This is a genomic window from Nonomuraea bangladeshensis (assembly GCF_039529455.1).
In the GTDB taxonomy this organism is placed as follows: Bacteria; Actinomycetota; Actinomycetes; order Streptosporangiales; family Streptosporangiaceae; genus Nonomuraea; species Nonomuraea bangladeshensis.
The window spans coordinates 1-12,773 of sequence record NZ_BAAAMV010000023.1; the positions used below are offsets into that span (position 1 = coordinate 1).

Below are 12,773 nucleotides of genomic sequence, written 5' to 3' on the forward strand. Positions count from 1 at the left end.
GCAAGAGATGGACCATGCGCTGGAAGGCACCGTTGAACGCCTTCCAGATCGCCTTCGAAGGCCGCCTCACCCCTGCCAACCTCTGAACACTTCAACAACCAAGATCAGCCGTTAAGTTGACACTCCCAGGAATGCACGCTGACAGAACCCTGGGAACACCTGGTCGGTTCTTGCCTGAGCGTGATGTGCATGGACAAGACGAGTACGTCATTCAGCCGAAGCGTTGCGGATATGGTCGAGAAATTCCTTGGGAGCGCGCAGCTACCTGGCTACGCGGTCTTCCGCGCCCGACTCGGGCTGACCGTGGCCACCCTCGCGAGCAGCACCGATGCCGAGGCGGCCTACCGTGTTCATTCCCAGGCGGTCGAGGAAGTGATCGAGTCCGGTGACGGGTATGCCTCGCGAGACATACTGACGGGCGTTCATCCCCTTTCCAGAATGCACCAACAGGCGTTGACCCGCCTGATGGCATCTTCTGGACTGGGAACCGGTGAATTGCCGCAACGGCTGCTGAACACGCTTGTCCAGTCGGCGAAGGTCGCAACCGAGACATTGACCGACGCGATGCGACTCCACTGATCTCCATACTGACCGCCGCAGACTTTCAGCTCGTGCGGTTTAGTACCAAGGCAGCCTTCTTTCCGCTAAGAGTGAGCCTCTTGTAGCGTCATGCCCATCCCGAATGGCGGACCCCATCACTCCGGTATCTCACGTCGTCGAGCGAGGTCAGAGATGGGCGCCGCACACCACCGCATCGCCGGGAGCTGTCCGGTCACTCCGAGTTCGCTGTACCACTGGAGTCCTTGTGCCATTGCCCGTTCGAGGTAGCGCTGAAGCAGTTTGGCGCATGTTCGGGCGTCGCATTCGGCTTGGTGTGCCGTGCCGTTGTCGATTCCTTCGGCGAGGGCGCAGTCGGTGAGGCGGTGGGAGGGCAGTGATGGTCCGAAGCGGCGTGCCAGGTTCAGGGTGCACAAGGTCATGAGGTTGTCGGGGGCGTATCCCGCGCGGGCGAATTCGGTGCTGAGGACTTCGCTGTCGTACCGGACGTTATGGGCGACGACGATCGCGCCGTCGAGCATGGCCGCCACGTCGCCGGCGATCTGCGGGAAATGGGGCGCGGTTGCCAAGGCGCCTTCGGTGAGGCCGTGGATGTGGGTGGGGCCTGGCCCGCTTCCGGGGTTGACCAGGGTGGAGTAGGTGCGGTCTTCGCTGCCGTCGGGGTGCAGGCGGATGATCGCGATCTCGGCGATGCGGGCCTTGCGGGTGTCGAGGCAGGTGGTTTCGAGGTCCACGACGGCGTACGGCAGCGAGCCGATGCGGTGCTGGCGCGGCGGTGGGGCAGCCTTGGGCGTATCCAGATTGACCGCGCGACTGTGGCGGGTGGTGGCCACGAGAGCGTCGATTGACTGCTGGGCTTCCGGGACGTCGAGCCGGCGGCCGTAGGAGCGGGTGAGGAGTTCCTCGCCGATGACGTCGTCGTACTTGTCCACCCGTTTGTCGGGGATGAGCGCGGCCAGGGCGAGGGCGTCGGGAACACCTTCTGTGGCCAGGTCGGACAGGAGGTCGGCGGCGGCTTGCGGGGTGATGTCGCTGATCAGGAGCGCGAGTCCGTAGCGGATGACGTCGACGCCGTGGGCGTGCAGGGCCAGGGCGAGGGTGGTCATGATGGCGTCGCCGCGGAAGGGGAACAGCAGGGTGTCGTTGCCGTAGCCGACGAGCGGGGTGTCATGCAGGTTGAGCCTGCGATAGGCGGCGCGGCCCTCGGCAAGCAGGCCCTGGGCGGTGGCGTCCAGGTAAGCCGGGACAGTGGCCTGTTCGTACAAGTGCCGCATGGTGGTGCGGATGCGGTCGTGGACGAGCGGGCCGGTGCCGGTGAAGCGGGGCGGGCGCCCTCCGGAGGCGCGGGCGACCTCGATGAGCTTGGCGTGGGTGTCAATGGCCTGGATACGCCAGCGGCGGCCAGCGAAGATCAGCAGGCTTCCTTCCGGAAGCGGTTGTTCCAGGGGCACGCTGCCCAGCGTGCGGCCCTCGGTGACGATGCGGTATTCGGCAGGGGCGGCAAAAGCAGCGTAGAAGGTGTAGTGGTTGACCAGCCGCTCCCCAGTTTCGGCATGGAGGAGAAGCCCGTCGTTCTCCTGGCGAATGAGGTCGGCGGCGGCGAGGTCGCGTAGAAGTGTGGCGAAGGTAGAGCTGTCGACAGCGCCGAAAGGGCCTTGCCCGCAGAGGACTCGGTATGCGTAGGCCGGCGTGATGCCGCCGTGCTGAGCTATGAGGGACAGAAACTGCTGGGTGAGCGTGGACAGGTGCAGGGCTTCGGCGGCTGGGGGCTCGTACCAGCGCTGCAGGAGCAGCTCGATGGTGGCGATGGCCTGGACGAGCTGGGCACGAAGTTCGTCGGCCGGGTGGATGGTCGGAGTGGCTTCGGGTTCGCTGACGTACAGGCGCAGGATGGCCGGGCCGCCGCGCCGTCCGGAGCGGCCGAGGCGTTGCCGCAGCGCGGCGACGCTGGGTGGGGCGCCGACCTGGGCGACGGAGGTGACGGAGCCGATGTCGATGCCCATCTCCAGGGTGGAGGTGCAAATGGCGGTGGCCGGGCGGGTGCGGTCCTTGAGTCGGGCCTCGGCGTGCTCGCGGATGTCCTTGGACAGGTTGCCGTGGTGGGGGACGAACTCGTCCGGTACTCGGGCGTCCTCGCAGCGGCGGTTGAGCAGGTCGGTGTAGTCCTCGACGGCCGCACGGGAGTTGGCGAAGACCAGGTTGTGGGAACCGCGCAGCGTGGCGAACAGATGATCAGCGATGGCGAGCCGGTCGCCGGTGGCGACGTCATCGGCGGTGACCTCCTCACCGAGGGCCTCGTGGGCGGCGCGGGCGCGCGGGTCGAGCGTGGGCGCGGTCTGGACGTAGCCGCGGATCTGCAGGCGGAGCTCTTGCGCGTCGCTGCCGGAGACGATGACGGTGACGTCGTCACCGGATCGCGGGCGCAGGTAGTCGGCGGCCTTGCCCATGTCGCCGAGGGTCGCCGACAGGCCGATGCGCGGAATACGGCGGCGTGCCGCCAGGTCGAGGCGGTGCATGAGGGACTGCAGCTGGGCGCCGCGTTCGCTGCCGATGAACGAGTGCAACTCGTCGATGACGACGTAGCGGGCGGACGCTACCAGGTCGCGAATCTTCCAGCCGCGCAGGACGAACATGGCCTCCAGCGACTCCGGTGTGATCAGCAGGATGCCCCGGGGACGGTCGAGCAGCCTGCTCTTGGCCGAGGCGGCAACGTCACCGTGCCAGCGGGAGACCGTGATGCCCAGATGGTCGCACAACTGGTCGAGCCGGCCGTACTGGTCGTTGATGAGGGCCTTGAGCGGGCTGATGTAGACGGCCGCGAACCCCGTTATGTCCGGCTGCTCGGTCAGGGCCGAGCAGATCGGCAGGAACGCGGCTTCGGTCTTGCCGGAGGCGGTGGCGGCGGCGATGAGCACGTCCCGGTCGCCGGCGAGGATCGGCGCGACGGCGGCTTCCTGCGCCTCGCGGAGTTCTCGCCAGTTCTGTTGCCAGATCCATTGCTGGACCTTGGGGTGCAGGCGTTCGAAGGCGTCAGAGCCGGAAGGAGGCGAGGTCGTCATCGCCGGGCCTTCCGTCGTTGTCCTCATCGAGTGGCGCCAGGTCGGGGTTGGCCTCCGGCGCCGGCTCCACCGAGGGCAGGATCTGCCGCCAGTCGACGCCCGGGTTCTGTTCCAGGACGGCCAGCAGGTCGCAGAACGCCTTGATAGTGGTGCGGGGCGTGCGAAAGTAGGCTTCGCCGATGCGGTTGGCGCAGTGGTACATGAAGGCGGCCAGCGCGTCGTCGGGCAGCAGGTAGCGGGAGGTGTCGCCGCCTGCTTGAACGTGGCGCAGCTTGGTGAGCAGGACGTACAGGTCCTCCTGGGTGAGCGCGGCCAGGCGCAGCACCGGGCCGGAGTAGTCGACCAGGCCGGCGGCGGCGAAGGAGTTCTCGGCGAGCCGTGACTGTAGGGCGGGGTAGCTGAACAGACCGCGCCTGCTGTCGGCCAGGAATTCCGGGGTGCCACCGAAGACGAAGCCGAGGTGGGCGGCGGTGCCCTGCAGGGTGTCGTTGAGGATGCGCAGGATCTGCTCGTAGTTGGAGTTGCGGGCCTGGGTGGAGGCCAGCTTGTAGAGGTTGACCATCTCGTCCAGGCACACCAGCAGCCCGTCGTAGCCGGCCAGCCGGACGAAGCGGCTCATCAGCTTCAGGTGGTCGTGGACGGTGGTGTCGTCGATGATCGTGCGCACGCCGAGCGCGGAGCGGGCCTCGGTCTTGGTGGCGTACTCGGCGCGCAGCCAGCGCACCGCCGCCGATTTGAGCTGCTCGTCGCCGCTGTCGTGGCCGCGCCAGTAGGCGCCGACGACCTCAGCGAAGTCGTAGCCGCCGGTCATCTCGCTCAGGTGGGCCAGTCTGGCCCGGATGACCTGGGAGGGGTCGGTGCCGGTCTGCTGGGCCTCGGCCAGGGCGGTGGAGACGAAACGTTCCACCACGCTGCTCAGCGCTCCCCCGTCCGGTTTGGCGCGGGTGGCCAGGTTGCGCATCAGTTCGGCGTACAGGCTGCGGGCCTGGCCGCCGCTGGAGTGCAGGCGCCGGTCTGGGTTGAGGTCGGCATGTGCCGTGACCAGTTTCTTCTCCATCGCGACCGAGCGCACCAGATGCAGGAAGAACGTCTTGCCGGCGCCGAACTCGCCGATCACGAACCGCACCGCCGAACCGCCGTCGGCGATCCGGTCGATGTCGGTCACCAGTGCCTTCACCTCGGGCTCGCGTCCCACCTGGATGTGGCGCTGCCCGATGCGCGGCACGACGCCGGCTCGCAGGGACTGCAGCAGGGCGTCACGCTCTCGGGGACGGATCGCGGTCGGTGTCACGTCAGCATCTCTCCCAGCAGGTTCCGGTCGACCCAGATCGGGTCGTCACCATCCAGTAGCGGCTCGCCCGCCAGCTCGTAGGCGGCCTCGTTGATGCGATCCAGCGCGCCGTCCGGCAGGAGTTTCCAGCGGGCCGCCAGGTGCTCGAACTGCGCCCGCGAAATCTGCTCTGCCGAGGTCAGTTGGCGTACCAGCCCGGAGTGCTGCCCGTCGAGCCCTGCCACGGGCGCGGCGGCGGGCAGCGGTGCGGCGGCCGGCGGGGGCTCGTCCTCGGTGAAGATCGAGCCCAGCAGCGCGCCGACGCGTGCCGTCTCAGCCAGCTTGGCCGCGATCGCCGCCTCGTCCAGCCGGACGAGCGGGGCGACGGTCTGCTCGTCTTGCTGCGGGATGGCGTAGCCGCGTTCTGGCTGCGCTGGGCGGACGATGACCGGTTCCGTCGCCGGGGCGGGCTTGGTGGTGGTCGGCAGGAGAGCGGGATCGAGCTCCAGCAGGCGGTAGATCTTGGTGAGGGTCTTGATCTCGTCCGGCGAGATCCGGCCGTCGGCCCCGGCCACCGCGGTGAGGAACTCCGCCACGTACTGGCGCTGGCCCGCATCGATGCCCACGATGCGCCGGGTCAGGCCGGTGAGCTTGACCGAGGTGACGGTCAGCCAGCGCAGGTGCGCGTGCAGGCGCCGCCGTTCGTCGGCGGTCAGGTGCAGCGCCCGTTCCAGATGGTCGCTCAGGTGGCGTTGCTCGGTCCCGTCGAAGTCGCCGTCGGCGGCACTGACCGCCGCCGCCAGGTGTAGCAGCAGCGTCGCCGCCTGGTACGCGTCGGAGGCCGCCACCGTCGGGCCGTCTGGCGCCGCGAACAACACCATGGATCCCGAGGTGAGCACCGCGCCGCCCAGACGCGGGTCAGGTTCGACGCCGACCCCCGCCCGCCCCAGCACCTGCGCCAGAGCAACGACGTCCTTCTTGGCCGGCTTCGCCACCTGAGGTGAGGAGATGAAGGCCGAGAACTCTCCCACCGGTACGACGGCGAGCTCCAGCGCGCCGAGCCGGTGGCGCGCCCACGCGATCGCCTGCCCGGCACCGCCGCCGGACAGGTTCGCCAGCTCGACCGGGAGCAGCGCCTGCGCCTGGACCGAACGCTGCCCATCGGGCACTCGGCCGAGGTAACGGCTGTACGCCTCCAGGTCCGCAGTGCACTCGTCAGCCAGCGCGACCAGCTTCCGCGTCGGCGCGGCATATCCGAGCACATCGGGGATGCCAGGCAGGGTCAGCTCAGCGACCCCGCGAAAGCCGGCACTGGCGGGCCGGTAGTCCAGCGTGACCTCCTTGCGGCCCGGTCGCACGATCAGCCCCTGACTGTAGCGAGCGGCGTAGCGCCGCACGAAGAGCGCGTCGAACTCGGCCGCGCAGCGGGTGGCAGGAGTACGCGGATAGTACTCCGGATGCGAGCGAATCCAGGTCAACGCCCAATCAGCAGGCACAGGTACGCCTTGAGCAGCGAACGCTCCCAGACCGGCGCGCAGCCGTAACGGGGGCGGGTAGTCACGTGTCGGCGCTGGCGCCTTCGCGGAGGGCTCAGCCGTGAACATGTCCAGCACCTGCTCGAACTGTCCCACGTAGCGCTTGAATGCCTTGTGACCACCGTAGATAGCCAGCAGGCGCCGAACTTCCTGATGGATGATCGGCAACTCGAACGCCCCAGTGGAACGGTCCCGCTGCAGGTCGCACAGCACCCGCCGTTCCAGCCCGTAGAAGTAGAGAAACACATAGCCAATCGGCGCCTGCGGAAAACGCCGCCCATCCGCAAGCCAGGCCAAATAGGCCGCCCTCGACTGCGGCGGAATGTCACTGTACGACGGCCAATAGTCCAAACCCCGCCCGCCCCAGTCCGGTTGACGCAGGTCGACGGGCAATGCCGGATTGATCAGCGCCGGGTCCACCGTGTAGCCCGAAGGCGCGGCCAGCTGAGTGCCGACGTAGAGGAGCCCGCCGACGATGTTGTAGCCCGCGATGGTTACTCCCATTCCCGGACGCAGCCATGGATCTACGGGAGTGTACGAACGAGCCTGCGGCGTCGGCGGGACAGAAGCGTGCATCGCATGGCGACCAGGGCGGGCAGAGGACGGATGTTGGGTGGATGCAGGTTGCGGAGTGGTCCTCGTCGCTGGAGTGGGTTCACGCCGGAACCGGTCCAAGAAGCTCACTGATCACTCCTGCTCAGCCCACCCGGCTCAAAGTTTCATAGACCCGCAGCACCCGGGCCGTCCCCCACATCGAAAACATCAGTCCCTTCTTCCTCATAGCACCAGCAGGAGGGCCTGTTACCGATCCGACGCACTGCGGCAGCACTTATTGATGGTTTCGGTCCGCCCGATATCGCAATGAGAGGCCGCCAAGCCCGTCCGTCGATTGCTGAATGGGGTAACCGCGCGCGTTCCGGGTGAGTGGTACAGCGCCGTCACTTACGAGATCGCGCATGCCGACGCCCACTGCCACTAGGTACATCTTGCTGATCCCACCGGCTCCGTTCTACGCACCGCAACAACTCGAGTAGAGCATTGCTGGTAGGACAACGGGCCACTTGCCGCCATGGGTCGCAACACGCCCATCACGCTAGAGTAATCGACCAGCGACAGAGCGCAGTCCACATCGATATGTCTGTCAAATGACCATCGACGCTAATAGCGATCTATCCTCGATGTCCGCCTTCAGTTGGCGGCTACCGAGAAGCGGATACGTCAAGCTGGCGCGTTGGACGGAGCGAGGCTATGTGGGCGGACAACGAAACCGAGGTAGATCTTCTCGGCTTCGACTTTCTGGTGGACACGCTGTTCGTGGCGCTCACCGAGCCACGGCTGCTCCCGCTGACGGTGGGCCTCCTTGGGGACTGGGGCTCGGGAAAGAGCAGCCTGATGCGAATCACGCGGCAGGAACTACTGAAGATCCGTGACGACGAAGAGTCGCCGTCACGGTACGTGTGCGTCCAGTTCAGCCCCTGGCAGTACGAGGACTACGACGACGTCAAGGTCGCGCTGATGACCGCCGTGCTCGACGCGGTCGGCGCGCGAGCCGACGGCGATCAGCAGGAACAGGTGTCTAGGCTCCGCAGGTTCGCCCAAGGGCTCGGCCGGTGGGGACGCAGGGGCGGCCGGGTCGCGGTGTCCGCCGCCCAGACCGCAGCTCCCTTCGCGATCCAAGCGATGGACCCAAGCATGGACCCGCAGGTCCTGGACGTGACGAAGGCTGCGGTGAACGCTACGGCGAGCGAAGTCAACAAGCTGCTGGAAGACCCCAAGGTCAAGGAGGTCGCCCTGGGCAACGGCACAGCTGAGGCGATTACGGACGCAGGGCGGTTCCGGACGGAGTTCGCAAAGGTCATCACGACGCTGGAAGATGTCGACGCGGTGGTGGTGTTCATCGACGACCTCGACCGATGCCTGTCCGAAACCGTGGTGGACACCTTCGAGGCGATCCGGCTGTTCCTCAACACACCCAAGACTGCCTACGTCCTGGCGGCCAACCAGGCGGTTGTTGAGTCCGCAATCGACTCGCGCTACCCACAACTGCGGCGGCCCGACGGCACCGGAATTGGAGCCGACTATCTGGAGAAGATGCTGCAGCTCAAGGTGGCCATCCCGCCGCTGTCCGCTCCGGAGGCCGACACCTACGTCAACCTGCTACTGGCCGAACTGCATCTCGACAACGAGCAGTTCGGCAAGGTTGTGGACGAAACCCGTCGTCGCCGCGAAGTCGGCAACCTACAGGTAGCGTTCAACATCGGCGTGGCCGGAGCGGTCCTCGGCGACGTGCCGCCCGACCTGGTGCGCGACCTGAACTGGGCGGCCAGCATCATTGAGGTGCTCGGAGGCGGACTACGCGGGAACCCGAGGCAGCTCAAACGGTTTCTCAACAACCTGCTGCTCAAGCACCGCAGCGCGCAGCGCCGGAAGATCACCCTCGACCTGCCCGTGCTGGCCAAGCTAATGGTCCTGGAGGAACAACACTTCAGCGACTTCCAGCGCCTGTTCGACTGGCAACTCACCTCGCCCGGCTCCATCCCGGAGCTTGGGGCGGCGGAATCCATCACGCGAGCCGTATCGACCACCACCGAATCGGAGACCGATGAGGACACGTCACCTCCGAAGGAAGGCAAGACCGCCGACGAGTCTTCGAGTGCCCGCCGATCACCCACCTCTAATCGGAGACGGAGAGCTGCCAAACAGCCGCAGGTCGCCGAAGAGGTGCGGGCGTGGGCGGACAAACCGCATGTACGTGCGTGGCTGCGGTTAGAGCCTCCGCTCAGCGAAGTAGACCTGAGGGCGTACTTCACCTACTCCCGCGACAAGCTCGCCTTCGGCGTCGCCGTCACGCGACTGCCTCCGCACCTGCAGGAGCTGCTTACCAGGGTGCAGACCGAGGTCGCCGGTCTGCGGCGCCACGCGTGTGACGAGATCGCAAAGCTCCCTGACGACGAACGTGTCCAGCTCGTGGAGGCGTTAGTGGAGATGTTGACGCGGCGACCCGGCGGTCCGGCGTTCATCGCCGCGCTCGAACTCGCCGAGCGGGCGCCCGACACCCTGTCGGCCATCTGCGACGCCTTGATGCGGATCCCACCCCAGGCCGTCCCGCGCGGACAAGCTGGGAACGCCGTCCTTCGCTTGCCTGCCGATAACCCGACGGTGTCCGCCCTGCTGGACCGCTGGGAGAGCAGCGACACCTCCGGACTGAAGGGCGTGATCAGCGCCGCGCGTGAAGCACAACGACGCAGCGGCCGGCGCTGATGGGCACCTCTACCGATCGGGCCGCAGGCAGCGGCGGAGCGTGGACCCCACTCAAACACGCGGCCGCGTCCTACGTACGTGGGCTTACTTCCGGATCTCCGAGCACCCGCATGTATGCCCAGCGGGTGCTCTCTCGCCACATTCCCGTGTTGGGTGGAGCTGCTGGTGCTGCAGCCGGTGCCCATGCCGGACGCAGTGGCGTCCAGCGCCTCGGTGCCTTGCTCGCTGGAGTCGGCGGAACTGGGCTTGAAAACACGCTGACCTCACTGGGACTGGCCGCTCTCGTTGGCCGAACCAGATTCGACGTGCTTGATGAACTGATCACCTTCATCGCGGGAGACGGCGACGACCTGGACTCCCAAGCCGCCCGCGACGCCGCGTGCGACGTGCTGGACGAGGTCTTCGGTGACGCCGATACGTGGACCGAGCTGACCGACACCGCCGAGATGACCGTCTCGCGGGAGAACCTGCTTACCCTGCTGGAAACGTTCCTCGCCCAGTACGTCTACAACCGGGTTCCTGTCATAGCCGAACGCCTCAGCCGCATCACCGATCCGCACGCCGTGCGCCAAGCCGACGAGGAAATGCGCCAGATCATTCAGGTCCTCGTCTCGCTGCGCATCCCCAACGACCCCTTCACGGTTGACTGGGCTGGCCCCGGGGGACACCGGATTGCTGAGGATACCGTCCGCATGACTTACGAGGCCCTGCAGGGACTGGACGGAGACATACAGTGACCACCTACCTGGTGCGAACCGATCTCACCACCTCGGTGACCGAACCCGACGGCCTCCGCCTACTCGACTGGGCCCCGGGGCGGACCTCAGCCACGATCCAAACCAGCAGCGCCGGAGCCGAGTTTTTCGCTGGCTGGCGACCACCCCGGCCGGCTGCTGACCTCCTCTTGCTGGGCGCGGCTGCGTACTGCGCAGACAAGACCACCCGACGGCGCGGCACACCGGACTCCTGGACAAGGGAAGTTACCCTCCGGCTTCCCGTCGAAGACATTGCCGCTTGGCAAAGCGCTGGCTTCGAGGCGGCCTTGCGGTTTCTGACCGGCGACCACTGGGAAATCAGTCCCTACAATTCCGATCGCCACCCACTCGCTGGTGTGGCCGGCGTTCCCACTGCCGACAGGCCGATTGGGCTCGACGTGGACGGTATATGCCTGTTCTCCGGCGGCCTCGACTCGCTGTGTGGCGTCATTGACCTTCTAGAAGAAGCTTCCGAGAGGCGACTGTGCCTGCTGTCCCACCACGAAGGCGGACAGGCGTCCTCCGCACAACAGCTCCTCCTCGACGAGCTCAACTCACACTACGGCGGCGAGCGCATCACCTCCCGCCGCCTCTATCTGCGACCCGCCCCCGCGAACAGCCACCAAGCACGCTCGCTGCCTAGACCACGCGAGAACACCACTCGATCTCGGTCACTGCTCTTCCTCTCCGCCGCGCTGGCCCTCGCCGCCGCTGAGGGATCAAAGACGCCGGTGTACGTACCGGAGAACGGCTTCATCGGCATCAACGTGCCCCTCACTCGTTCCCGCGTTGGCAGCGCGAGCACCCGCACCACCCACCCACACTTCATGCACCAACTCGGTACCGCCGCCACCGCGATCGGCGTGTCGAACCCGGTGTACAACCCGTACCGGTTGCGAACCAAGGGCGAAATGCTTGCCGAATCTCGTAACATCGAGCTGCTGCGCCGCCTGGCACCGCTGAGCATCTCCTGCTCGCATCCTGAGACCGCCCGGTACGTAGGCCGCAAGCAAGGCAACTGCGGATACTGCTTCCCCTGCCTGATTCGCCGCGCGTCGCTGGCGCACGTCGGATGGGACAATGACGAGTACGCCTACGACGTGTTCGCCGAGGAGGACTGCACGATCCTTCTTAACCGCCGCAGTCGCCGCGGAGCGGACCTGCGGGCTGTGATGGCCGATGCCTTCGCGGATCGACCGGATCGAGACGTTCTCCGCAACGGCCCGCTCCCACAAGGCGAACGCGCAGCCTTCACCGGAGTCTGGCGACGAGGGCTTGCGGAGCTTCGCGCCTGGCTAGCCAGCGGAGCCTGCGGGGCTTTGGCCGAGCTGTTGGAATCTCGATCGTGACGACTCCGGTGTTGACCGATACCCACTGCCATCTCGATGCCTACGACAACCCGGTCGCGGTCCTGGATAACGCGCACGCCGCCGGGGTGCACGTCATCGCCGTAACTGAAGACCCTGGCAAGTACCGCCTCCTGCGGACCCGCCTTGGTCGACGCGACGGTGTTGACGTCGCGTTGGGCTTCCACCCACTTCGCGCAGGAGGCGCATCCCCTCACGATCTCGCCCGATTTCTCCGGCTCTTGCCGCAGGCTACGTGGATCGGCGAGATCGGACTCGACTTCTCTCGTGCCGGGGCGGCAACCCGCAAGCAGCAGCTTCGCGTGTTCGAGGCGATCCTGGCTGACCTCCAGACACGGACCCAGCCCGTCACCGTCCACAGCCGCGGTGCCGAGCGTGAGACCATCACTCGACTGGTGCAAGCGCAGGTGCCGGCGATTCTGCATTGGTACACCGGGCCTCTGGCCGCTGTGGACGACGCACTTGCCGCAGGGCTGTGGTTCTCGATCAATCCGGCCATGACTCGGTCGAAGAAAGCTCTGCCGCTGCTGCAACGGCTTCCGCCAGACCGTGTACTGCTAGAAACCGACGGCCCCTTCGCGCGCTGTGGAACCCGCTCAGCCGTTCCATCTGATCTCCTCGGAACACTCGATCATCTCGCCCAGTTCTGGGGGACATCGGCCTATGAAGCGCACACGGCGGTCACGCAGAACCAACAGCGACTTCGCGGTGCAGACAGCGGACCACCACCGACCTGACGGGCAGCTTGCACTGCCGACACCGACGTCCAGAACGCACAGCATCGCCAGCCGCATCACCAGCGTCCCCGGCCGAGGAATCGTGAGCAGGGGCCGCGCCGGGGACTGGATCTGGAACGCTTCCGCGATTTCGGGGCGCATGCGCAGGTCGATGATGCGCTCTGGAGCCGCATCGGTCCGAGGCGGTGCTCAGCGCGTCGCTTGATCGAGGAATTGGTAGGCGCGGTGGTT

8 protein-coding genes are annotated in these 12,773 nt (G+C 66.6%); 5 read left to right on the forward strand and 3 right to left on the reverse strand.

The window, feature by feature from the left end; all coding sequences use genetic code 11:
• Positions 1 to 189 precede the first annotated feature (189 nt).
• Positions 190 to 579: a hypothetical protein gene (locus ABD292_RS46750; protein WP_344219539.1), complete on the forward strand. Its 390-nt coding sequence runs from the start codon at positions 190 to 192 to the stop codon at positions 577 to 579.
• Between the two features lie 116 nt (positions 580 to 695).
• Here the strand turns inward: ABD292_RS46750 and ABD292_RS46755 are convergent, their stop codons facing one another.
• Genes ABD292_RS46755 through ABD292_RS46765 form a run of 3 tightly spaced genes read right to left on the reverse strand, consistent with a single transcriptional unit; the run spans position 696 to position 6,926 of the window.
• Entirely contained in the window at positions 696 to 3,617 is a 2,922-nt protein-coding gene (locus ABD292_RS46755; protein WP_344219541.1) for a DEAD/DEAH box helicase, read from the reverse strand.
• Entirely contained in the window at positions 3,589 to 4,908 is a 1,320-nt protein-coding gene (locus ABD292_RS46760; RefSeq protein WP_344219543.1) for an ATP-binding protein, read from the reverse strand. Before ABD292_RS46760 ends, ABD292_RS46755 begins: the two co-directional genes overlap by 29 nt.
• A complete protein-coding gene (locus ABD292_RS46765; RefSeq protein ID WP_344219545.1) occupies positions 4,905 to 6,926 on the reverse strand; it encodes a TerB N-terminal domain-containing protein in 2,022 nt (673 codons plus the stop codon). Before ABD292_RS46765 ends, ABD292_RS46760 begins: the two co-directional genes overlap by 4 nt.
• A 744-nt stretch (positions 6,927 to 7,670) precedes the next feature.
• Here ABD292_RS46765 and ABD292_RS46770 point away from each other — a divergent pair.
• The 4 genes from ABD292_RS46770 (at position 7,671) to ABD292_RS46785 (ending at position 12,542) form a co-directional block, all read left to right on the forward strand.
• Positions 7,671 to 9,683, forward strand: a complete 2,013-nt coding sequence (locus ABD292_RS46770) for a KAP family P-loop NTPase fold protein (RefSeq protein WP_344219547.1) — start codon at positions 7,671 to 7,673, stop codon at positions 9,681 to 9,683.
• Positions 9,684 to 9,988: 305 nt separating this feature from the next.
• Positions 9,989 to 10,420 carry a hypothetical protein gene (locus ABD292_RS46775; RefSeq protein ID WP_344219549.1) on the forward strand — a complete coding sequence of 144 codons (432 nt, stop codon included), beginning with the start codon at positions 9,989 to 9,991 and terminating at the stop codon, positions 10,418 to 10,420.
• The gene (gene qatC / locus ABD292_RS46780) at positions 10,417 to 11,787 is read left to right on the forward strand and encodes a Qat anti-phage system QueC-like protein QatC (RefSeq protein ID WP_344219551.1); all 1,371 of its coding nucleotides are present in this window, start codon (positions 10,417 to 10,419) and stop codon (positions 11,785 to 11,787) included. The genes ABD292_RS46775 and qatC overlap by 4 nt, the downstream gene beginning before the upstream one ends.
• The gene (locus tag ABD292_RS46785; RefSeq protein ID WP_228011238.1) at positions 11,784 to 12,542 is read left to right on the forward strand and encodes a TatD family hydrolase; all 759 of its coding nucleotides are present in this window, start codon (positions 11,784 to 11,786) and stop codon (positions 12,540 to 12,542) included. The genes qatC and ABD292_RS46785 overlap by 4 nt, the downstream gene beginning before the upstream one ends.
• The last annotated feature ends 231 nt before the right edge of the window (positions 12,543 to 12,773 follow it).